The 23,312-nt window shown below is 61.8% G+C and carries 16 protein-coding genes; 5 read left to right on the top strand and 11 right to left on the bottom strand.

Going from position 1 to position 23,312, the window contains the following annotated elements; genetic code table 11:
• Positions 1 to 1,323, top strand: a complete 1,323-nt coding sequence (locus tag ACL9RI_RS11260; protein WP_422726660.1) for an MFS transporter — start codon at positions 1 to 3, stop codon at positions 1,321 to 1,323.
• Positions 1,324 to 1,472: 149 nt separating this feature from the next.
• Positions 1,473 to 3,080, top strand: a complete 1,608-nt coding sequence (locus ACL9RI_RS11255) for a PepSY-associated TM helix domain-containing protein (protein ID WP_422726659.1) — start codon at positions 1,473 to 1,475, stop codon at positions 3,078 to 3,080.
• On the opposite strand, the gene ACL9RI_RS11250 is transcribed toward ACL9RI_RS11255, so the two are convergent.
• The 4 genes from ACL9RI_RS11250 to ACL9RI_RS11235 all read right to left on the bottom strand — a co-directional run bounded on the left by ACL9RI_RS11250 (position 3,046) and on the right by ACL9RI_RS11235 (position 8,200).
• Positions 3,046 to 3,864: a ferritin-like domain-containing protein gene (locus ACL9RI_RS11250; protein WP_422726658.1), complete on the bottom strand. Its 819-nt coding sequence runs from the start codon at positions 3,862 to 3,864 to the stop codon at positions 3,046 to 3,048. The genes ACL9RI_RS11255 and ACL9RI_RS11250 overlap by 35 nt on opposite strands.
• A 91-nt stretch (positions 3,865 to 3,955) precedes the next feature.
• Complete coding sequence (locus ACL9RI_RS11245; protein WP_422726900.1) at positions 3,956 to 5,287, bottom strand: IS4 family transposase; 1,332 nt, start codon at positions 5,285 to 5,287, stop codon at positions 3,956 to 3,958.
• 222 nt (positions 5,288 to 5,509) lie between these two features.
• A complete protein-coding gene (gene dctA / locus ACL9RI_RS11240) occupies positions 5,510 to 6,874 on the bottom strand; it encodes a C4-dicarboxylate transporter DctA (protein ID WP_422726657.1) in 1,365 nt (454 codons plus the stop codon).
• Positions 6,875 to 7,033: 159 nt separating this feature from the next.
• On the bottom strand, positions 7,034 to 8,200 hold the full coding sequence (locus ACL9RI_RS11235) for a mandelate racemase/muconate lactonizing enzyme family protein (RefSeq protein WP_422726656.1): 1,167 nt from the start codon (positions 8,198 to 8,200) through the stop codon (positions 7,034 to 7,036).
• Positions 8,201 to 8,308: 108 nt separating this feature from the next.
• Between ACL9RI_RS11235 and ACL9RI_RS11230 the strand changes: the two genes are divergently transcribed.
• Both ACL9RI_RS11230 and yddG read left to right on the top strand, forming a co-directional pair.
• Positions 8,309 to 9,199 carry a LysR family transcriptional regulator gene (locus ACL9RI_RS11230; RefSeq protein WP_422726655.1) on the top strand — a complete coding sequence of 297 codons (891 nt, stop codon included), beginning with the start codon at positions 8,309 to 8,311 and terminating at the stop codon, positions 9,197 to 9,199.
• A 72-nt stretch (positions 9,200 to 9,271) separates the two neighbouring features.
• On the top strand, positions 9,272 to 10,177 hold the full coding sequence (gene yddG / locus ACL9RI_RS11225) for an aromatic amino acid DMT transporter YddG (protein WP_422726654.1): 906 nt from the start codon (positions 9,272 to 9,274) through the stop codon (positions 10,175 to 10,177).
• Here the strand turns inward: yddG and dsdC are convergent.
• The 7 genes from dsdC to ACL9RI_RS11190 form a co-directional block, all read right to left on the bottom strand.
• Positions 10,174 to 11,091, bottom strand: a complete 918-nt coding sequence (gene dsdC / locus ACL9RI_RS11220) for a DNA-binding transcriptional regulator DsdC (protein WP_422726653.1) — start codon at positions 11,089 to 11,091, stop codon at positions 10,174 to 10,176. The two genes, yddG and dsdC, sit on opposite strands and share 4 nt — an antisense overlap.
• Complete coding sequence (gene dsdA / locus ACL9RI_RS11215) at positions 11,091 to 12,437, bottom strand: D-serine ammonia-lyase (protein WP_422726652.1); 1,347 nt, start codon at positions 12,435 to 12,437, stop codon at positions 11,091 to 11,093. The genes dsdC and dsdA overlap by 1 nt, the downstream gene beginning before the upstream one ends.
• 154 nt (positions 12,438 to 12,591) lie before the next feature.
• Positions 12,592 to 14,679, bottom strand: coding sequence for a TonB-dependent receptor (locus ACL9RI_RS11210; RefSeq protein WP_422726651.1), 2,088 nt, complete (start codon positions 14,677 to 14,679; stop codon positions 12,592 to 12,594).
• Positions 14,680 to 14,767: 88 nt separating this feature from the next.
• Positions 14,768 to 15,166 carry a DUF2946 domain-containing protein gene (locus ACL9RI_RS11205; RefSeq protein ID WP_422726650.1) on the bottom strand — a complete coding sequence of 133 codons (399 nt, stop codon included), beginning with the start codon at positions 15,164 to 15,166 and terminating at the stop codon, positions 14,768 to 14,770.
• A gap of 113 nt (positions 15,167 to 15,279) precedes the next feature.
• Positions 15,280 to 16,278: a PstS family phosphate ABC transporter substrate-binding protein gene (locus tag ACL9RI_RS11200; protein ID WP_422726649.1), complete on the bottom strand. Its 999-nt coding sequence runs from the start codon at positions 16,276 to 16,278 to the stop codon at positions 15,280 to 15,282.
• A gap of 5 nt (positions 16,279 to 16,283) precedes the next feature.
• On the bottom strand, positions 16,284 to 17,306 hold the full coding sequence (locus ACL9RI_RS11195; RefSeq protein WP_422726648.1) for a PstS family phosphate ABC transporter substrate-binding protein: 1,023 nt from the start codon (positions 17,304 to 17,306) through the stop codon (positions 16,284 to 16,286).
• Complete coding sequence (locus ACL9RI_RS11190; protein WP_422726647.1) at positions 17,306 to 19,450, bottom strand: TonB-dependent siderophore receptor; 2,145 nt, start codon at positions 19,448 to 19,450, stop codon at positions 17,306 to 17,308. Before ACL9RI_RS11190 ends, ACL9RI_RS11195 begins: the two co-directional genes overlap by 1 nt.
• A gap of 272 nt (positions 19,451 to 19,722) precedes the next feature.
• Between ACL9RI_RS11190 and ACL9RI_RS11185 the strand changes: the two genes are divergently transcribed.
• Positions 19,723 to 23,163 (top strand): DUF748 domain-containing protein, encoded by a 3,441-nt coding sequence (locus ACL9RI_RS11185; RefSeq protein WP_422726646.1) that lies wholly within the window; start codon positions 19,723 to 19,725, stop codon positions 23,161 to 23,163.
• The last annotated feature ends 149 nt before the right edge of the window (positions 23,164 to 23,312 follow it).

Below are 23,312 nucleotides of genomic sequence, written 5' to 3'. Positions count from 1 at the left end.
ATGCATAGCCAGGATAAGACAACAGGCTTCCCCAGCACTGCCGGCCAGGCCGGCGCCACGGCGCGCCCGCTGACGCGCCAGGACTACAAGACACTGTCGCTGGCCGCCCTGGGCGGCGCACTGGAATTTTACGATTTCATCATCTTTGTCTTCTTTACCAACGTCATCGGCCAGCTTTTTTTCCCGGCCAACACGCCGGACTGGCTGCGCCTGCTGCAAACCTTCGGTATTTTTGCCGCCGGCTATATCGTGCGTCCGCTGGGCGGCATCGTCATGGCCCACTTTGGCGATTTGCTGGGCCGCAAACGCATGTTCACCATTTCCATCCTGCTGATGGCCGTGCCCACTTTGCTGATGGGCATGCTGCCAACCTACGCCAGCATCGGCATCGCCGCACCGATATTGCTGCTGTTGCTGCGCGTGCTGCAAGGCGCGGCCGTGGGCGGTGAAGTGCCTGGCGCCTGGGTATTTGTTGCTGAACACGTGCCGGCGCGCCGCATCGGCTACGCCTGCGGTACGCTGACTGCCGGCCTGACGGTCGGCATCATGCTCGGCTCGCTGGTCGCCACCGGCATCAATACCGCCTACACGCCAGCGGAAGTGGCCGACTGGGCCTGGCGCTTGCCCTTCCTGCTGGGCGGTATCTTTGGCCTGGGCGCCATGTATCTGCGCCGCTGGCTGCATGAAACCCCGATCTTTGTCGAACTGCAACAGCGCAAGGCCCTGGCCGCTGAAATGCCCCTCAAGACCGTGCTGCGCGAACACAAGCACGCCGTGATCGTCTCCGTGTTGCTGACCTGGCTGCTGTCGGCCGCCATCGTGGTGGTCATCCTGATGACGCCGGCCCTGCTGCAAAAGCTGTATCACTTCGATGCGCGCACGGCGCTGGAAGCGAACGTGGCCGCCACCATCGCGCTGGCCTTGGGCTGCATCCTGGCCGGTACCCTGGCGGACCGTTTCGGCACGCAGCGCCTGATGTTCCTCGGCAGCCTGCTGCTGGCCATCTGCACCTATTTCTTTTACACCAGCTTGCAAACGCGCCCTGACTTGCTGTTGCCCCTGTATGCGCTGATGGGCCTGGCCGTGGGCGTGGTCGGCGCCGTACCCTGTGCACTGGTGCAAGCGTTTCCTGCCCAAGTGCGCTTCTCCGGGCTGTCGTTTTCCTACAATCTGTCGTATGCCGTGTTCGGTGGCCTGACGCCGCTCACCGTCACCTTGCTGCTCAAGCAAAGTACCCTGGCGCCCGCCTGGTATGTGATCGCCGTCGCCGTACTGGGCATGCTGACCGCCTTGTTCATCAAGAAGGCGCCGCAGTCGCTGTAACAATAATTTGATCGGCAGGGTGAGGTTCGCGCCCCGCCCTGCGTCTCCATGGGAGTGTGTTGTATTCACTCTGATGGAGATTTTTGCATGTCCCTGATTCCCCGCTGTTTTCCTTTCTATCGCTCTACGATGATGCGCGGAGTGTCCGCGTGAAGGACAGTTTTCGCAAAAGCATGGCCTGGCTGCACACCTGGTGCGGCCTGTTCTGCGGCTGGGTGCTGTGCGCCATCTTCCTGACGGGCACCTTGAGCGTCTTCCGGGAACCGATTACGCGCTGGATGCAAGCCCAGCCATTGTTGCCAGTGGCCGCGAACAGCAATCCCGTGGTACGGGCCAGCGCCTATCTGGCCGCCACCGCGCCGCAAGCGCCAGCGTGGCAAGTCGACTTGCCACGCCGTCCCGGCGATGCGATGCAGCTGGCCTGGAAGGCAGATGATGGTTCCAGGCACCATGTGATCATGGATCCCGCTACCGGCGCGCTGCTGGACCAGCCCTGGGGACGGGCCACCCAGGGCGGCCGGCATTTCATGGCTTTCCACTACATGCTGCAAGGCGGCTTGCCCGGCTACTGGCTGGTGGGATTCTTATCGATGGGCATGCTGGTGGCCTTGGTGTCGGGCGTGGTGGTGCATAAACGCATCTTCAAGGACTTTTTCACCTTTCGCCCCGGCAAGGGCCAGCGTTCCTGGCTCGATGCGCACAACGCCATGGCCGTGCTGTCCTTGCCGTTCCTGTTCATGATCGTCTACACGGGTTTGTCCGTGTTCTATATCAGCTATATGCCCTGGCCCATGGAAACGATGTATGGCGGCAAAGATGCCTACGAACAATATCAGGCGGAACTGGCACTGAAGCCCCCGCCACTGGCGCCGCCCGCGCGCAGTGGAATCGCTGCCGCCCTGCCCGACCTGGCCGCCCTGCAACTGCGCGCCGACACGCTGATGGGCAGGCCGGCGCTGGAAATGACGGTGGACTTGCCCGGAGACACGCACCAGCGCGTGCGCTTCGATGCACGCAGCACGGAAGGCGACGATTCCCGCGACTTGCTGAACCATGCCCGCAGCATCACTTTCGACGGCGCCACCGGCGCAATCCTGCAACTGGAAGGCGCGCAGCATGACGCAGGCTACGCCGGCAAGTTCAGCCACGAGGCGATGGAGCAACTGCACCTGGCCCATTTCGGTGGCTGGAGCGTCAAATGGCTGTACTTCGTGGGCGGCTTGATGGGTACTGCCATGATGGCCACGGGCACCATCTTGTTTTGCGTCAAGCGCCGCAAGAAAAGCGAGATGGAATTCGGCGCCGCCACGGCCACCGTCTACCGCGTGATCGAAGCGTGCAACGTGGCCGCCCTGGCCGGCACGGCCCTGGCCTGTATCGTGTATTTTTATGCCAACCGCTTGTTGCCCGCAGCACTGGAAGGCCGGGCCAAGCTGGAAATCCAGGCCTTTATGTACACCTGGCTGGCCAGCCTGCTGCATGCGCTGGTGCGTACGTTCCTGACTAATCCACGCCAGGCCTGGCTGGATCAATTATGGAGCACCGCCCTGCTGTGCCTGGCCTTGCCGTTGCTGAACTGGGTCACGACAGGACAGCACCTGGGCTTGTACTTGGCAAATGGCGACGGCCAGAGCGCCGCCGTGGAATTGACCGCGATGGCGTTTGGTCTCGCCTTTGCCTGCATGGCCAGGCATGTAGGCAAAGCGACCCAAGCCGCACCCGTCAAGCAGGCAAATCGCCCAGTTCCAGCTCGCTGAACCCCGCCCTGCGCCGCGCTTCCAGGTTGAACGGGCCGCGCAGGGTGGGCGCTTCATAGCGGACCGCCAGTTCCGCATACGTGGCGCGCAATTCCAGGCCGCGCTGCTCGCACAGATAACCATACCAGCGGTTGCCGATTTCCACATGGCCCACTTCATCGCGCAGGATGATGTCGAGGATGGCAGCCGCCGCCATATCGCCCGCCTGCGCCAGCTTGGCGCGCAGCGGCGGAATCGCGTCCAGCCCCCGCGCTTCCAGGGTGCGCGGCACCAGCGCCATGCGCGCCAGCACATCACCGCGCGTCTTGTCGACCATTTCCCATAGGCTGTCATGCGCCGGATAATCGCCATAAGCATGGCCCAGCACCTGCAAATGCGCCACCAGCATGGCGAAATGCGTGGCCTCTTCCTTGGCCACCCGCAACCAGTCCGTATAGTACTCGGCAGGCAAACCGGGAAAGCGCCATAGCGCATCGAGCGCCAAGTTCATGGCATTAAACTCGATATGCGCCAGCGCATGCACCAGCATCGCCCGCCCCTCCTGCGTCACCATCGACCGCCGCCCCACCAGCCGCGGCGGCACCAGTTCCGGCCTTTCAGGCCGGCCCGGCACCGGCCCTTGCGGCTCTAGCGCAGCAGTTGGATCAAGCTCAAGCTCCGCCTGCGCCATCGCCGCCACCATCGCCACCTTGGTCGCCGGATCGGCCTCCACCAGACAAGCCAGCGCAGTGGCGCGCAGTTCCTGTGGGGTGGCGGAGGTCGAGGGGGATGGCGGGCGATGCATGGGGAGTCCTTGGTGCGCGATTTTTGGTGAGGGGCGCAGTGTATCAAATGGGGGGGGCATTCGCTAAGGATATGCTCTGAGTATCACCCCTTTAAAGGTGTACATTGACAACCCCGTCCCTTAATACCCGCGCCGTCGATACGTGGCGTCGTGCAACAGCGCCGGCCACGTAGCCTTTTTTCTCTGTCTTTTTCGGGCCGCGAGGGTGCTTACGCAGCGTTTTTGGTTTAGCGTAAGCGGCAATCTGGAGCAGTAATTTGCTCAGCTCTGATGCACACATGGCGTCGTAGCGCCGCCATGCTTTGGTTGGCACAGCCATCACCATGCCGGCATAGTGCGCTCGTACCTCCACGGCCACATAAAACAGCGATAGCTCAATGCCGCTGGCAACCAGGTCGTGCGCGGCGCTCACTGCGCACTGCAAGACAGTCAACACGTTATAGGCCAGGATTGCGATGCCGAACGCGAACAAGGCGGCGCGCGGGTGTCCGAGTGTGGTGACTTCACTGTGCAAGACCGATTCGAGTCGCTGGAACATGGTCTCGATCCGCCAGCGCTTGCTGTATAGGCGAGCAATGGCGCGTGCGTTGAAATGCTCTGTTGGTAGATTCGTCAGCAAGCGGATGATCGTTTCGCCATCGTCAGTGGGCTTGTCCAGTCGCAGCTCAATGCGGCGTAATGCTACCTTTTGCCCTGTGGTTCCAGGGATGGCAACGCACTGTTCAAAGACGGTGCCGGTCGCGATTCGCCCCTGATATGTCAACTCGTCCAGCGGCGCCGGATTGGGCGTACGGCCGTGCTCACGTACGATGAAGGCACACCCACGGCGATCCCATTCGGACAGGATCATGCGCGTGCTGAAGTTGCGATCAGCAATCCACAACTCGCCCGGATGCGAACGCTCCAGTAACGGTGGCATCACGGCGCGTTCCTGCGAGTGTGCATCTTCGCAAGGCTCCATATCGACGATCAGGCCCGAATCAGGGTCATACACCACAAGGGACTGGCCAGGTATTGCGGCGCCGCGAAAGGCCCGCAAAGGCTTCAGCCGCTTTTCGCTAGCAGGCAAATGGTTGCCGTCCACGATACGGGTGCGGTAACCCGGAACCAGCGGCCGCTTTCGCTGCAAAAATGGCGTGATCACGTCATCAAGGCGCTCGGCGCTGCCGGTGACCAGCGCCCGTACCAGGTTCGGCTCGGTGTGTCTGACCTTGTCATATAAAGCTTGCACAGAAACCGGAAAATCAGGGCAGGCCTGCGCTGCGGCGTGCAGCGATGGCCGCAGCCCAACTGCGACCACGGACATCAGTTCGACTGTCGTCGAGAACAGCAGCTCCCTCTGGTATTGGGCACCACGTTCTCGCTCGAAAAGTTCATCGGCCCAAGCAGGATCGAGGGCACGTTGCAGCGCCAGCCTTGCCATCACAGTCAGCGGGCTGATTTTTGCGCAGTGCGATATCACAGCATTCATCATCATGGCAGTTTCCTCCTGTGCCAGTTAGATGATGTTTGCTACAAAGAGTGCCGGTTTTATCTCAGCTGTGACGACGCACCTTTAAAGGGGTGGCTCTGAGTATGCATCGTCTTGTCGTCTTCAGCCAAGTGGCGCGGCCAGCCATTGCTGCCGCGCTTGCCTACAAAAAAATCAGAGACTGGCGCTACGCGAAGCATGCTCACCCGGCACAGCAAGGGGCTTTTCGGCAAGGGGAGCTGCTTCCTTGGGCACAGACACATCACGTCCAGCTGCCGAAGCGGCGAACGCGCGCTTCATCTGCTCCAGATCCAGTGCCCCTTCCCATCTGGCCACCGCGATGGTGGCGACACCGTTGCCTATCAAGTTGGTCACGGCGCGCGCCTCGTTCAGGAAGCGGTCAATACCCACCAACAGCACCAGGCCGGACAGGGGAATCTTGTGCATCGAAGCGAGCGTGGCGGCCAGGGCCACAAAACCGGCGCCAGCCACGCCAGCAGAACCTTTGGAGGTCAGCATCATGACACCGAGGATGCCGAGCTGTTCCCAGATCGTCAGGTCGATATTGGTGGCCTGCGCGATGAAAATAGCCGCCATCGCCAGATAGATTGCCGTGCCGTCCGCATTGAAGGTATAACCGGTTGGCAGCACCAGACCCACCACTTTTTTCTGGCAGCCCATGGCCTCCATCTTTTGCATCATTTGTGGCAGTACCGCTTCCGTCGAAGCGGTGCCCAGCACGATCAGGATTTCATCCTTGATATATTTCAGGAAACCCCACAGCGGCACGCGGCAGTAGCGCATCACCGTTCCCAGCACAAGCACCACAAACAGGATGCAGGTGAGGTACACGGCGGCCATCAGTTCGGCGAACGAGTTCAAGGTGCCAATGCCGTATTTGGCGATGGTGAAGGCGATGCCGCCGAAAGCGCCGATCGGTGCCAAATGCATGACGATGCGCACCACGCCGAACATGCCATGCAAGAACATATCGAGGCCATCGATCAGTGGCGTGACCTTGCTGCCCAGCCGGTTCAGCGCAAACGAAAACAGCAAGGAAAACAGGATGATCTGCAACATATCGCCTTGTGCAAAGGCGCCGACCACGCTATTGGGTACGATGTTCATCAAGAATTCCAGCGTCGTATGATGCTGTGCTGCCAAGGTATAGCTCTTGATGGACGCGGTGTCGATGTGCGTCGGGTCGATGTTCATGCCCACCCCGGGCTTCATCAGATTGACCACGATCAGGCTGAATGCCAGCGACAAGGTGGAACATATCTCAAAATAGAGCATGGCCTTGGCGCCGACACGTCCGGTTTCCCTGACGCTGCCCATGCGGGCGATACCCACTACCACCGAGGCGAAGATGATAGGCGCCAGCAGCATCTTGATCAGCTTGATAAAAAGGTCGCCTAGCGGTTTGAGCTCGACGCCGATATCGGGATAGAAGTAGCCCAGCAGGATGCCTGCGGCGAGGCCGATAATAACTTGGATGTATAAGGTGGATGCCAGTTTTTTAAAGCGTTGCGCGTTCACGGCGGGTCTCCTCCAGCGGAACAAAATAATCGACGAGCGCCAGCAGAGAGCGTGCCAGCGGCATACCGCCCGCGCTCTGCGCTGTGCTTTTATTGGAAAGGACGACGCACCTGCTCTTCGGCTGTTTGCGTCGTCTGTGCGCGGCGTAGCGCTGTCGTTTTATTGCGCCAGCTTGCGCATCTCGGCGTACAGATCGGCCTTGCCTTCGAAGCCGATGCCTGGCAGGTCTGGCATCGTGATGTAGCCGTTGTTGACCTTCACACCGTCGGGGAAGCCGCCGTAAGGCTGGAACAGGTCCGGGTAGGACTCGTTACCGCCCAGGCCCAGGCCGGCTGCGATATTGAGCGACATCTGGTGGCCACCGTGCGGGATGCAGCGGCTAGGCGACCAGCCATGCTCGCGCAGCATATCGAGCGTGCGCAGGTATTCAACCAGGCCGTAGCTCAGTGCGCAGTCGAATTGCAGCCAGTCGCGGTCGGCACGCATGCCACCGTAGCGTATCAGGTTGCGGGCGTCTTGCATCGAGAACAAGTCCTCGCCGGTGGCCATGGGATTCTTGTAGTAATTGCGCAGGGTTGCTTGCAGCTCGAAGTCCAGCGGATCACCTGGTTCTTCGTACCAGAACAAATCGTACTGTGACAGCGCCTTGGCATACTGCACTGCCGTATCGAGATCAAAGCGGCCGTTGGCGTCCACCGCCAGTTTCTGGCCATCGCCCAGCACGCTCAGGATAGAGTCGATGCGGCGCAGATCTTCATCCAGCGAGGCGCCGCCGATTTTCTTTTTGACCACCGTATAGCCACGGTCGATGTAGCTGCGCATCTCGTCCTTCAGCTTGCCGTGGTCCTGGCCTGGGTAGTAGTAGCCACCGGCAGCGTACACGAAAATATTGCGGTCGGGGCTGCCATTGCCATAACGGTCTGCCAGCAGCTGGAACAAGGGCTTGCCTTCAATCTTCGCTACGGCATCCCAGATCGCCATGTCGATGGTGCCGATGGCGACCGAACGTTCGCCGTGACCGCCGGGTTTTTCGTTGGTAAACATGCAGTTCCAGATCTTGTGCGGGTCCAGATTCGTGCCTTCGTCGTTTACCAGCGAGGCAGGATCTGCCTCCAGGATGCGCGGAATGAAGCGTTCGCGCATCAGCGTGCCCTGGCCATAGCGGCCATTCGAGTTAAAGCCATAGCCGATCACCGGCTTGCCATCGCGGATCACGTCGGTGACCACAGCCACCAGGCTCAAGGTCATTTTGCTGAAATCGATGTAGGCATTGCGGATCGGGGAGCTGATCGGTACGGTTTTTTCGCGGATTTCAATAATTTTCATGCTAGGTCTCCAGGTGTCGGGAAGTGCTGTCTTTCAGCGCATAGACGTAGCTTACTATTGAATATAACTGGTAAGATTAACTTAGATTGAAACCTTTATTCACTTAAAATGAAAACTGATACCGCCCCAGATCTGGCATTTTTTGTGTTGCTGGCAAAATTGAGCAGCATGACGGCAACTGCCCGCGAACTCGGCGTCACGCCGCCCGCGGTGACCAAACGGCTGAACCTGATGGAGCAGAAACTGGGCGTGCGGCTGGTCAATCGCACCACCCGGCGCATCAGCCTGACCAATGAGGGGGAGTTGTATCTGGCGCAGGCGACCCAGATCCTGCACCAGATACGCGAGATGGAGGAATCGATCTCCAGCGGGCGCGCCGAGCCGAAGGGGCTGCTCAGGATCAACGCCACGCCGGGCTTCGGCCGTACGCGTATCGCCCCCATCCTGTCGCGCTTCGCCCATGTCCATCCCGAGGTGGAAGTCGAGCTGCACCTGACTGACCGTCCTATCAGCCTGGTCGAGGAAGCGTACGATCTGGCGATACGCTTCGGCGAGTTGCCGGACACGCGTTTAACGGCGCGCAAACTCATGTCCAACCGCCGCTTCCTGTGCGCCTCCCCTGCCTATCTGAAAAAATATGGCGAGCCACAGACGCCTGCAGAATTACAGCGCCATCGCTGCATCCTGCACCGGCAGAACGATGACGTCTACGGCACCTGGCGCATTCAGAAAGGCAAGGCGGACGAATTGGTGAAGGTACGGGGCGCAGTGTCCAGCAACGACGGCGACGTGGTCATGAACTGGGCACTGGAAGGTCACGGGATCGTGCAGCGCTCCGAGTGGGACGCCGCCAAGTACTTGGCAAGCGGACGGCTGAAAGAAGTCATGCAAGGCTACTGCCTGCCCGATGCGGACTTATACCTGTACTACCTCAGCCGCAGTAATCTGCCGGCCAAAATGCGCGCCTTCATCGACTTTATCGCGCAAGAGTTCCGTTAATCGGCGCCAATCGCGCACCTGTGCCTGCCAAACCAGATTATCCGTCCACTTCGTCCACCTGCCTGAATAAGCATGAATTTTCTGCAATCTCACCACCCCGAACACAAATCCACCCTGATCGGCATGACCGCCATCCTGATGTGGAGCGCTTCTCTTGGTCTGTTTCGCAGCATCTCTGAAATCTTTGGCCCGGTGGGCGGTGCGGCCCTGATTTTTAGCGCCAGCGGTCTGCTTGCGTCGGCGGTGCTGGGCTTGCCGAATCTACGCACCATGCGGCCCATGTATCTGTTGGGCTGCGGGACGTTGTTTGTTGCTTACGAGATTGCACTGGCCTTGTCGGTGGGCCTGGCCGATGACCGGCACCAGGCGCTGGAACTGGGCATGATCAATTATTTGTGGCCCAGCCTGACGGTCTTGCTGGCCATAATCACGCGCAGCCAGCGCGGCTCCTGGCTATTGCTGCCCGCCATCGCCCTATGTTTTAGCGGCATCGTCTGGGTGATGAAGGGCGATGGGGCGTTGTCGGCCCCGCTTTTGTGGGGCCATGTGCTGGGCAATCCAGTCGCTTATGGACTGGCCTTTGCTGCGGCGTTTATCTGGGCCAGCTATTCGGTCATGACGCGCCGTTACGGCCAGGGAGCGAATGGCGTGCCGCTTTTTCTGCTGGTCACCGCCACGGTCTTGTGGATCAAATATGCGCTCAGCGACGAAGCCACCTTGCACATCAGCTATGCCGGGATAGCCCAAGTTGTGCTGCTCGGCGCGCTGACGGCAACCGCGTATTCTTGCTGGAATTTCGGCATCCAGCACGGCAGCCTGACGGTGCTCGCCACCACGTCTTATTTCACGCCCGTGCTATCGGCCACGCTGACCAGCTTGTGGCTGGGCATTAGACCAGGACGTTCCTTGCTGTATGGCGTGGTGATGGTGACGGCGGGGTCCTTGCTATGTTTGTGGGCGACGCGCCAGAAGAACTAGCGCTCCTGCGCTTGCCCCAGCAACCACTCCATCAGTACCTGCACCCTTGCCGGCAACGGCGACCTCGCCGCATGCACCAGGTGATACGCTTGCGGACTGGCCACATTGAAACCGCCGAATGGCAGCACCAGTTGCCCGCTGTCCAGCCAAGGCTGCACCAGCTGGCGGCGGCCAATGGCGATGCCGGCGTGGTGAGTTGCGGCTAAAGCGCACAGGTCGGCGCGGTCGAAGCGCAGGCTGCGGGTGGGTAATGTTATTGCCGGGCTTAGCGCGGCGGCCCATGATTGCCATTCGGCATCAGGCGCGCAGGCGGGCCAGGCCAGGGTGTCGTGCAGTATGGTCGCGTTTTTCAGGTTTTCTGGCCTGTCCAGCAAACCATGTTCATGCGCGTAAGCGGGGCTGCAGACGGGCGCCAGCGATTCGTCCATCAAATGTTGGGAGGCAAGTCCAGGAAAGCTTGCATCACCATAATGGATGGCCAGCTCGACCTGGCCGGCGCGGAAATCGACTTGTTCATTGCCCACGCGCAGGTCGAGGCTGATGTCGGGGTACAAGGCCGTGAAACCGGCCAGGCGCGGCACCAGCCAGCACTGGGCAATCGAGGGGCGCGCATGGACGGTGACATTGCCGGCCAGCAGGTCGCCACCGTGGAGGGCCGCATGCAGGCTGTCCCAGCATTGTTGCAGGGCCGCGTAGATGCGCTGGCCATCGGTCGTCAGCCTGATTTGGCGCGTCAGGCGCTCGAACAGCAGCAAACCCAGGCTGTCTTCCAGGCGGGCGATGCGGTGGCTGACGGCGCTGGGCGTCAGAGACAATTCCTGTGCCGCCAGCGCAAAGCTGGCGTGGCGCGCCGCGACCAGGAAGGTACGCAGGTTGGCGAACTGGCTGGCCGTCAACTGGGCGCCCGTTGCCATCAGCCCTGCTCCAGCAACGCCCTGCCCCGCGCCACATAGGCATCCATCTCGGCTGCGGGCACCATGCTGCCGCCCGTGCCCCAGACCAGGTGGGTAGCTTGCTGCAAGCGCTGCGGCGTCAAGCCCAGGCGCTGCTGATAATCGTGCGCATCCAGCACCTGCCGGATGCCTGCAAAACCGGCCACGGCGGACGGTTCCAGACGCCAGCCTTCGGTTTGTTCCAACATAGCCAGCAAGCGGTACAGTGTTTCATCGCTAACGGTGGCATAGCCATCGATCAGGCGCTGCATGGCGCGGCCGACGAAGCCGGACGGCCGGCCCACGGCCAGGCCATCGGCGGCCGTCACGTTGTCGATGCCGATATCCTGCACGCTGATGCCTTCATGCAAGCCAGTATGCACGCCCAGCAACATGCAGGGCGAGTGGGTAGGCTCGACAAATACGCAGTGCACGGCATCGCCAAAGGCCAGCTTCAAACCAAAGGCCACGCCGCCGGGGCCGCCACCTACGCCGCACGGCAAATAAACGAATAATGGATGCTCGGCATCGATGATCACGCCCGCTGCGTCGAACTGGCGTTTCAAACGCTGCCCCGCGACCGCGTAACCGAGAAATAAATCGTGCGAGTTTTCATCGTCGACAAAGTGACAACTGGGGTCGCCCTGCGCCTGGCGGCGCCCCTCTTCCACGGCCACGCTATAGTCTTGCGCGTATTCCACCACCGTCACGCCATGCGCACGCAACTTGTCTTTCTTCCATTGCCGCGCGTCCGCCGACATATGCACGCTGGCGCGAAAGCCCAGTTTGGCGCTCATGATGCCGATCGACAAGCCCAGGTTGCCGGTGGAACCCACGGCAATCGCATACTGGCCAAAGAAAGCCTGCAAGGCATCGCTGGCCAGCAGGCTGTAGTCGTCGCCCTGCTTGAGCAAACCGGCATCCAGCGCCAAAGTTTCCGCGTGTTTCAGCACCTCATAGATGCCGCCGCGCGCCTTGATCGAGCCGGAAATCGGCAAATGGCTATCCTGCTTGAGCCAGATTTTGCCAGGCGCCACCTTCAGGGCAGCCTGCATGGCGGGCAATGGCACGATGGGCGATTCGATAATGCCGCCGCTGGCCTGGGTTTCGGGAAACACCTTGGCCAGGTAAGGGGCAAAGCGGGCCAGGCGGGCGCTGGCGTCTTCCACGTCATCCTGCGTCAATCCCACATCGCCCAGCGCTTCGGCAGTTGGCGCGATGGCGGGATTGAACCAGCCCAGGGGCTGCAAGGCTGTCAAGGCGTCGATCAGGGGGAAGTCGGCGCGCAAGACGCTTATCAAGTGTTGGGACAACGGCTGGGGCAACATGGGAACCTCTTTATCTCATCAAAAGCAGCCATGATTAGACAACATCAGGCGCCGCCTGGCAAAGGATGCTTGCTCAGGCGACACATGACGCGTAATCATGCATCAAGCTGGGGTCTGACCCGGCGGGTCAGACCCCAATCGGCTACAACTATCACTAAAACTTCAGCTGCAAACCCACGTCGATCGACCGCCCTTCCGCCGGCAAGGCTTGCAGCGCCCCGCCATTGGCCTGCAAGCCAGACAGGTAAACGCCGCCCAGCGGGTCGGCATAGGCGCGGTTGAACAGGTTGCTCACCCCAAAGTTCAGGCTAGCCATCTTGTTGACGGCTACGCTGCTGCGCAGGTTGACCAGCGCATAACCGCCCGTCAGCGGTTCCAGCCGGCGGGCATCGACGTCATCCTTGCGGCTGACAACCTTGGCCTCGATGCGGTTGCGCCAGACGCCCACGGCTTGTTCGACGGCAAACAAGGCATTGAACGGCATCATGCGGTACAAATCGCCACCATCGCTGCGCTTGCCACGCGTGTAGGCGGCGTTGCCCGACGCCGTGAAGCGGCCCCAGCGCGTGGTATTGGCCAACGGCCATTGCCACGACAGGTTGGCGCCATACAGGGTGGCGTCATGGTTGGCAAACTGCAAGAGATTGCCTTTGGCGCCCATCTGCATATACGGATTAAAACTCCCCAGCACATCGACATCGATGTAATTGTCGACCTTGCTGTAATACGGATTGATCCGCACGAACCAGCCCGCCTCCCCCTCTCCGCCATGCCAGTCGGCCGTGAACGCCGCCGTGTAGGCCGTTTCCGGTTTCAAGTCCAGGTTGCCCACATAACCATTGCCGTCGCCAAACCAATTGGTCATGGTCATCGCCATCGTGCCGCGGCCCCAGGAATAGCGTTCGTACAGGTTGGGCGAGCGCGTCTTGCGGGCCAGCGCGAATTCATAGCGGCTATTGGCATCCGCCTCGAAGCGGGCTTGCGCCGTGGCGTCGATATTCGTGTCGCTACGATGATGGTCGCGGGCATTGAAGGCGGCCGCCGCGGCCGTGTCCGCCATATTCATCATATTGTCGCCATACGATTGCACCTGGTCCGTATCCATGCGCACGGATTCGCCGCGCAGGCCGACGATGCTGGTCCAGCGCGCATCGTGGCGCGTTTCCAGTTCGCCGAACAGCACAGTGCGGTCGCGCTTGCCGTCATTGATGTTGAGATAGGTGCGCGGCCCCATCATCATCGAACCGGGCACGGCCGGCCAATAGTCGTCCAAACGGAAACCGTGGTATTCCTGCCCCAGGCGCAATTCGCCCGTGCTGGTGGGCAAGGTCGCCTGCAACGCATAGCCGATATTGCGGCCATGCGTGAGCATCGGCATGGTGCCGGGCCGCTCGCTGCTGAAAAAGCCCATCTCGTGGTCCGTCTGCTGCCAGTAGGCGCGCGCGTCCAGCAGACCCCAGCCGAACTGCCCCTTGTAGGCCAGGTTGGCGAACTGGCCATGGTTATCCGTCATGTCCATATACTGGTTCGGAAAACCCTGGTAAGGAATATGCTGCACGCCGGCCCGCAAGGTCACTTGCTGCCCTTCCCCTCTGGCCGCCAGCACGATGGCCTGGTTGATGCTTTCAACCATGCTGCCCAGCACCTTGTTGCCATGGCCATCGTCATAACTGTGGCCGCGCGTATAGGCACCGCTGTAGCCGATGCTGAACTGGTCGGTGGCGGCCGACGCGGTGGCGCTGGTCGACACGCTGCTGTTGACGCTGCGGCCAGCCACGGTAAAGCTGCCTTCCGTGCGCAATGGCCCGCCTGGCTGGGCAAACACGGGGACGGCGGACTGCACTTCGATGGTGCCGCCGATATTGTCGCCGCCCGCGCTGACGGGCGTCACGCCAGCGAGCAGGCTGATGCGCTGCACCTGCTGCGGGGCGATATACGACAGCGGCGCATTCATATGGTTGGCGCAGGCCGAGGTGATTTCCATGCCATCGATGCGTATCTTCAGGCGGTCGTCGGCAAAGCCATTGACCATCGGCAAGCCCGACACGCCGCCACCGGCCGCCACGCTGTAACCGGGCGTACTGGACAGCATCTGCGCCGTATCGGCGGCGGGACGGTAGCTGTCGCCAATCGCCGTGACGATGACCTTCATTTCAGGCAAGACCGAAGAGTCTGGATTATTGCTTTGCGCTACGGCGGGCAAGACGACGGCGCACACCATCAAGAATGGGATAGATTTCATTGTTGCTGCTTTCAAATTCGGATAGGCGAGACGAACGGCGACCGACGCAACAAACGTGCGGCAGGCAGCAGTTCAAACGGAGCGAAATTCAGAAAGCGGCAGGCGGGCCGCGCGGCTGGACCGGTGTCCAGGCAAACAGCGGTGTAATCGATTGGTAAAACAGCACGGGCAGCAAGCCCGTGATCAGCGCGCCCGACGCGGGCGCCAGGGTCATCGGCGTCACGGTCAGGGTGGCCACGTGCATGCTGCAGCACGGACAGTCGCCCATGCTCATGGCGGACTTTTGCGGCCCATCAGGCGCTTGTCCGCCGAACTTCAGCGGCACCATCGTCAAGCCGCCGGCCACCGAGCAAATCTCCATGCTGGGCACCGTATCGCCACGGGCCACCGTCAGCGCGCGCGACACCGTCGGGGCGAGCGCCGCCATCAGGATGGCGAGACAGGCGATCCACAGGACGACAACGGCTTTGCTTTTACGGACGAACATGGCGGCATTATAACGTTGCCAAGCCAAATACATAAGCCGGGGTCAGACCCCGCGCGCGTCGTGTCCGACTTATCGGGCTGCGTCTATCGCGGGGGCTGACCCCAGTTATTGAACTACAAGCCATTCAGCTTTTGCTGCTCCGCCTGCAAATCCTGCTCGCTGAGCGGCAGATACCCTTCTTCGCTATCCTGCTGGGCATTGATGATGGCTTGCCCTTGCGGCGACAGCGCCAGTTGCAGATAGGCTTTTACCAGCGGATCGAGCGGCTTGCCCGGCGCGCGGTTGACGTAGAACTGCACCGGCATCGACAGCGGATACAATCCGGCGCGCACATTGGCCTTGTCCGGGCCATAGTACGGTGCACCGGCCCTGGCGGCCAGCGGCAGCACGCGCACCTGGTCGGACGTGGCGCTGGCGTTCACCCAGCCCAGCACGGCAATGCCGTAGCGGTCGGCGGCCACTGCCTGGATCACGGCTTCGCGCGTGGCCAGCGCTTCATAGCTGGCCGCAAACGGGCGCTTCTTGAAGCGCGCCTGGCGCAAGCCGGTGGCGAAACCGCCATCGTCGCGCAAGCCATACACGTGGATGCGGCGCGCTGCCCAGCCATCCTTCAAGCCCAGTTGCGACCATAGCTGGATATCGCCGGCCGCGGCGCCGGAAGTAAATATCTGCCCCACCTGCGCCATCGTCAAGCCGGCCAGCGGATTATCGCGGTGCACATACACGGCCGGCGGCGTTTTCGCCGGTGGCCGTGGACCATGGCCGTTGTAGCCGATGCGGATCGGCGTGGCGTCGTAGCCATACACCTGGCGGAACGCCGCCTGGTCGCCGGGCCACATATCGCGCGTGAGCGGTGCAAACGCGGTGGCGCCCGCCGTCAGCGCAGGCATGCCGGCCGACGAGCCTTCCATGCGCAAGCTGAAACGCACGGCCGGATTTTGGCGCGTAAACAAGGCGTTCAATTGCCGTATGACTTCTTCCAGGCCGTCATTGCCAACGATGGCCACCGTGCCGTCGCGGTTTACATACGGTTGCGCAGGGTCGACCTGCAGCGGCGCAGCAAAGCTGCTGGCGGCGATCGCCAGGCCGGCCAGCAGTGAACTCAGATGCATCAGTCTCATTTCAACTTCTCCAGTTCCGCTTGCGCCTGCACGGCCGTCAGCGGCAGATAGCCATTCGGCTGCGCGGCGATGATCGCCTGCCCTTCGCGCGACAGCACCATGCGCAGATATTCCTTGGCCAGCGGATCGACAGCCTGGCCAGGCACGCGGCGCACATACAAATACACATAGCGGCCAAACGGATAGCGGCCAGACACCACTTCTTCATCCGTGCCCGTGGTCGCCACACCGTCCTTGCCGACAATGGCCAGCTGGCGCAATTGCGGGTTGCGCACGCCCAGCGCGGCCACGCCGATGCCGGCCGGGTCTTGCGCGATGCGGCCCGTGATGGCTTCCGTATTGCCCAATTCCTCATGGTTGACGGCCAGGGCGCGGCCCTGGAACAGCTCGCGCTGCAGATAATCGCCAAAACCCGTGTAGGCGGCCGTGCCGTAAGGATGGATCACCCGGTCGCGCCATTCCTCCTTCAAGCCCAGCTGCCCCCAGCGCTTGAAGTCGCCGCCGGCATTACCGGTCGACAGGATTTGCGACACCTGCGCCGCCGTCAGCTGCGTCAGCGGATTGGCCGCGTTGACATACACGGCCAGCGAAGTGGCCAGGTGCTGGTCGGGCGTGGCGGCCGTGTGCGCAATGCGGATGGCCAGCGCATCGCCGCCGACGATCTTGCGGTAAGGCACGCTCTCGATGGGATTGATGGCACGGCCCATGGCGCCGAACAGGATCTTGTCATGCATCAACAAAGGCACGGCGCTGCTGGTGCCCTTGCCATCAAAACCCAGTTTCATACCGGGATGCGTGGCCATGAACAGCGCATTGAAACGTCCGACGATGAAGGCCACGTGTTCGGCGCCACCCAGCATGGCCGCGCCCGTCTTGCGGTCGACATAGCCCGCCATGGCCGGCACCGTCACCGGCTGCGGCGCATACGCGGGCAAGGCGGAGTCCAGCGCCGGTGCAGCCATGGCTGCACCGGCCAGCATCAGCTGGGCCGATGTCACAACGGTCAGCAGTGTGCGCATTACAGGTCCACCTTCACGCTCAGCTTGACGGAGCGCGGCGCACCGGACGCCAGGCGGGTGCCTGCGCCCGCCCAGTAAAACTTGTCGGCCAGGTTTTCCACGTTCAGCTGCCAGGTCACGTCTTTATTGGCCAGCCGGCTGGCGTAGCGCGCACCGGCGCTGAACAGGGTCACGCCGCCCAAAAAGGCCTGGTTCAGGTCGTTGACGGGACGGGCGCTGTAATAATAGGCGCCGCCATTCACCGACAAGCCAGGCACGCCATCGAAGGCGTACGACAAGAAGGCGCTGCCCGTGCGCCGGGACGCGTTTTCCGGCGCCTTGCCGTTGTATTGGGCGTTGATATGCTCAAACGTCGGGTCCAGGAACTGGGCCGAAGTCTGCCATGACAGCTGGCGCGTCAGCTTGCCCTGGGTCGACAATTCCAGGCCGCGGTAATGCTGCTCGCCGTCCGAGGTGTAGATATTGCTGGTGTTGGTGTAGTAACCGGGGCGGCTGATATCGAACAGGGCGGCCGACACCAGCGTGCCGGTCGGCGCCATCCAGCGCGCACCCAGTTCCTTTTGTTTACTCACGCCAGGCGCCAGCTTGACGTTCTGGTTGGCGGTGCCGGTAGGCGCCGTTGCGCCCTCTTCCAGGCCACGCGCCGACGAGGCGTAGAACGACAGGTCCGGCGCCAGCTTGTAGACCAGGGACACCATCGGCGTGGTCTTGCTGACGTCATAGTGATTCGTGCCCTGGTCGCTCTGGTAGCTGGAATGGCGCAGACCGACCACGGCTTCCCATTGTGAGGTGAACACCAGGCGGTCCAGCGCATACAGGCCCGTGTCGCGCGTATCCAGCGCGGCCGTGGTCGGGGTGGTCGGCACGGCGCCAAACACCACCTTGGTGATCGGCAGCGGGTTGTACAGGTTTTGCGAAGCGATCGTGTAATTTTGCTGGTAGATCGGGGTTTGCGATTTATCCGTGCGCGAAGCGCCCAGGGTCAGTTCGTGCTTGACGAAACCCGTGCTGAAATTGCCGGCCAGTTCGGCGCGCAGCAAATCGGAGGACATCACGGCATTCTGGATATTGCCCGTGATGCTGCCGGCGCCCGTGGTCACGGCAGCGGGATTGGTCAGACGGAAAATCGCCAGGCGGCGGTCGCGCGACGTTTCCGAGTGGCCGCCTTCCACCGTCAAGGCCCAGTTGTCGCTCAGGGCGTAATCGGCGCGCAGCTGGGCATTCTTGGTTTGCGCTTCAAAGTTCGACCAGTCCGGGCCGATCAAACGGCTGGGGTCAACCGCATGCGGCAAGGTGATCACGCCATTGACAGCCGCCGGCAGGTTGATGCCCGCCTGTTCCGTCACCTTGCGGCGGTCGTATTCCAGGTCGGCCTTCAACAGCAGGCGGTTGGTCACGCGCCAGTCCAGCGCGGCCGACAAAAAGCTGCGGTTGCCATTGCCCACGTTATCCATGTACGAGCCCAGGGTGCCGCCAGCCGCGTTCACGCGCACGCCGAATTGCTGTTCCTCGCCAAAACGGCGACCCACGTCGATATTGGCGACCGCGCTGCCACGGTCGCCCACCGTCAAGCCCACGCTGGTGACAGGCTTGCTGCCGGCGCGCTTGGTGACGAAATTGACTACCCCGGCCGGCGAGGTAAAGCCGTAGTACAGGGCCGACGCGCCTTTCAGGACTTCCACGCGCTCCTTGTCTTCCATGGGCACTTGCGAGAAGTTCATGATGGGCAGGGAACCGTTCAAACGATAGTTCGTGCGGTTTTCCACGGCGATGCCGCGTATCACCAGCTGGTCCCAGGTCTCTCCGCCGTTTTGCTGGCGCGTGACGCCGGCCGTGTTGCGCACCGCATCGTACAAGCCGCTCACGCCCTGCAGTTCCAGCAGTTCGCGCGTGATCACGTTGACGGTCGATGGCACGTCCATGATGCTGGAGCCACGGAAACTGCCCGCCTCTGTGGTGGTCGGCACCAGGCCTTGCGCGCGGGCGCCCGTCACCTGCACCGCCTGCATGACTTTTTCATCGCCGGCGGTCAGGTCATCCTGGCCATTGCCACTATCGGCGGCGAAGCTGGAAGTGGAAGCAAAGGCCAGCGACAAGGCGGCGACGAGGGGCAGCAACTGGATGGCGGGGGAAACGGCACGCATGGAGGGAAACTTTCTACAAAAAAGAATAGCCCGGAGGCTGAAGATAGCCCGCATCATATCCGTAACGAGAATCATTCGCAAGAAAAAGTGAATTTTGGTGAGTTTTTTATCGGCAAAAAAGTCATGCATTACATCTGTTTTTACTATTTACCCTGGCACTGGAGCACGCTTCAATTTTGCAGGCTCAGCGACAAAAAGGCATACTGACAGTTAAGACGCGTACGACGTCTACCATTACAAGGTTGATCGTGAAAAAAACAGAAAACAAAAGCGTGCAGCCGACAAAGTTTCGCTGGAAACGCTGGCAACGCTGGACCGTAGGCACTGCCTGCGTACTGGGCGCCTATAGCGCGGCAGGCTTTTGGCTGGTGCCGCATCTGATACAAAGCCAATACCCCAAATTTGCCGCGCAAACCCTGGAACGCCAGGCCAGCATCGGCGAGGTGCGCTTCAATCCGTTTACCCTGCGCCTGGAAGCGCATGACATCGTCCTGAAGGAAGCGGCCAGCGCCCAGGGTGCGCCCTTGCTCGACATCGAGGCGCTGATCGTGCAGCTGGAATGGAAATCCATCGTGCGCCGCGCCTGGAGCCTGGCGGAAATCCGCATCACGGCGCCGCAAGCACACTTCACCATCACGCCCGATGGCAAGTTCAACCTGGCCGAATTGCTCGACACCTGGAACCGCCGTCCGCATGAACCGTCGGATGGCAGCATGCCGCGCCTGGTGATCAGCCATTTCGCGCTGGAACAGGGCAAGGTGGCCTGGCAAGACCAGAAGGCCGGGTATGCCGATAACTTTACGCCGATCAACTTCGCGCTCGACAATATCTCCACCCTGCCCGACGCCAACGGCAGCTACACCTTCAGCGCCGATGCGGCCCGCGGCGGCAAGCTGCACTGGCGCGGCACGGCGTCGTTGACGCCGATCCGCGGCGAAGGCGAACTGATCTTGACGGACGCTTCGCTGCCCGGCCTGGCCGCCTACCTGAAAGCCTATACGCGCGCCGCAGTGACCAGCGGCGCCTTGTCGGCCCGCCTGCCCTATGCGTTTTCCTATGCGGACGGCAAGCTGGAAGCGGGCATCAAGAACGCCGGCCTGGCCTTGCGCGACCTGGCGTTGGTGCGCGACGGCAAGGGCGAACCGTTCACCACCCTGCACACCCTGGCAGTAACCGGCATCAACGCCGACCTGGCGCGCCAGACCGTGAGCGTCGACAAGATCGGCCTCGACGGCGGCAAGGTGGCCGTGCATCGCGACGCCCACGGCGAGATCGACCTGGCCAACCTGATGGTGGCAGGTACTCCGGCTGCCGAGGCGGCCACACCCGCCAAACCAGGTTCCGGCAAGTGGAAAGTCGATTTGAAACAACTGGCGCTGAGCAATGTGGACCTCAGCGCCACCGACGACACCGTCAAGCCGGCATTGGCCCTGAGCGCCAGACAACTGCAATTGCAGCTGCAACTGCAGTTGCAGCAAGCGCCGGCCGGCACGCAGATCATGATCGATGGCGCCCGCTTCGGCCTGGCCGACCTGGCCCTGCAGCGCGGCACGCAAACCCCATTCAAGCTGGCCCAGCTAGGTTTTGAAGATGGCCAGATCGACCTGGCCGCGCACAAGGTGGCACTTGGTACGGTGACGGCCAGCGGTGCGCAGATCGATCTGACGCGCAACCACAAGGGTCAGTTTGTGATCGCGCAAAACCTGCCCGTGTTTGCGTCAAGCAAGGCTGCAGCAGCCGAAGAAAAACCATCCGCGCCATGGTCCACCACGGTCGGCAAGGTAGAACTGAGCAAGTTCGGCGCCCTGTACAACGATCCCGGCACCGGCCTCAAAGGGCAATTGCAGGATGCGCACTTGAATCTGAGCAATGTCAGCAATGACTTGAAACAGGCGCTGCCGTTTGATCTGGGCGTGGACCTGCGCGCAGGGGGACGTTTGACGGCGCAAGGCAAGTTCGTGCCCGGTACGGCAGCGCTGGACGCCCAGCTGAACCTGAAACAGCTGGCCCTGTCGCCCGCGCAACCCTTGCTGGCCCAGCATCTGAAACTGAAACTGGCCGGCGGCACCTTGTCCGGCAGCGGCCATCTGACGACGGGCGGCGGCACAAGGAACGCGCCCACCGTGCGCTATGTGGGCGGCGTGGACATTGCCGGCCTGGTCTTGAATGAAGTCGATGGCAAGCGTTTCGCGTCCTGGAAAAGCGTGCGCACGGACAAGCTGACAGCCAGCGTGGGGCCTAACTCTCTCGATATTCCGGAACTGCGCATCGTCGAACCGAACGCCCAGCTGATCATCGAAAACGACCGCAGCCTGAACGCCCAGCGCCTGCTGGTCAAACCCGCTGAACCTGCACCCGTCCCTACGGCTCCGGTGGCAAGCTCGACGGCCGACGCCAGTTTCCCCGTGCGCGTGCGCCGGGTGCGCCTGCAAAATGCCAAGCTGGACTTTGCCGACCTGAGCTTGCGTCCCCAGTTCGGCGCCAAGATTTACGAGCTGAACGGCATCGTCACGGGCTTGTCCACCAGGCGCGATGCGCGCAGCCAGATCGAACTGGACGGCCGCATCGATGAATTCGGCCTGGCCCGGGTGCGCGGCCAACTGAACCCGTTTGCGCCAACCGACAACACCGACCTGAGCGTGATCTTCAAGAACGTGGACATGGTCTCGGCCTCGCCCTACACCATGAAGTTTGCCGGCTATAAAGTCGCGGAAGGCAAGATGTCGCTGGACCTGCAATACAAGGTGCGCAACCGCCAGCTCGACGGCACCAATCAGATCGTGCTCGACAAGCTGACTTTGGGCGAACGCATCGACAGCCCCGACGCACTGAAGCTACCGCTCACCCTGGCGCTGGCCATCCTGAAAGATTCAGATGGCCGCATCGACCTGGGCTTGCCCGTGTCGGGCGACATGAGCGACCCGCAATTCAGCTACGGCGCGCTGATCTGGAAAGCCATCGGCAACGTGCTGACGAAAATCGTCACGGCGCCGTTCCGCGCACTGGGCAGCTTGCTCGGGATCAATAGCGACAAGCTCGAAGCCGTCGATTTCGACGCAGGCAGCGCCGTGCTGCTGCCGCCCGAGCGCGAAAAACTCAAGCAGGTGGCGCAGATCCTGGCCAAGCGCGAGCAGCTGAAACTGGCCGTGCCGGCCCAGTACAGCGACAGCGATGCGGCTGCCCTGCGCGAACAGGCCGTGCGCCTGGCCGTGACGAACAAGGCTGGCATCAAGCTCGAAGCGGGCGAAGCGCCGGGTCCGCTGAACCTGGGCGAACGCAAGATACGGGGCGCCCTGCGCGACCTGTACGCAGAACGCTTCGGCAAGGCTGAGCTGGACAAGCAAAAGAAAGCAGCCGAGGTGGCAATACCGACGGCGGCGCCGGCAGCAGCCAGCGCATCGGCTTCAGCTTCAGCTTCGGCACCAGCGGAAAAAATCCCCGTCTGGCAACGCCTGGGCAAGCTGATCGAAGGCGAACCCCAAGTAGCCGACACAAGCGCTTTCTACAACGGCTTGCGTACCCAGCTGGAGCAAAAGCAGGCCCTGCCTGCCGATGCACTGAGCAAACTGGGCAATGCGCGCAGCGCCGCCATCCTCGCTGCCCTGCAGCAGGATGGCACGCCAGCGGCCAGGGTCAGCGCCGGTGCGCCGGAAAAAACCGACGCCACGCCAGGCAAACCGGTAGGCTTGAAACTGGGTCTGGCGGCGCAGTAATTAGCGTGGCATTAATCAGGCGGGTTGCCTTGCAATGGGGTGGCCCGCCATCATGAGCGTCAAATAAGCTTGCCATAAAGAGTTGTCAAATATATAGTCGCGCCTGCCTGACGCGCTGCCATGTGGCCGCCTGCAGGAATCTGGAGAAA

Origin of the sequence: Janthinobacterium sp. Mn2066, assembly GCF_049319705.1 — a bacterium.
Lineage (GTDB): Bacteria > Pseudomonadota > Gammaproteobacteria > Burkholderiales > Burkholderiaceae_D > Janthinobacterium.
Note: the sequence above shows the minus strand (reverse complement) of the source record. Positions and strands in the feature narration are given on the sequence as shown.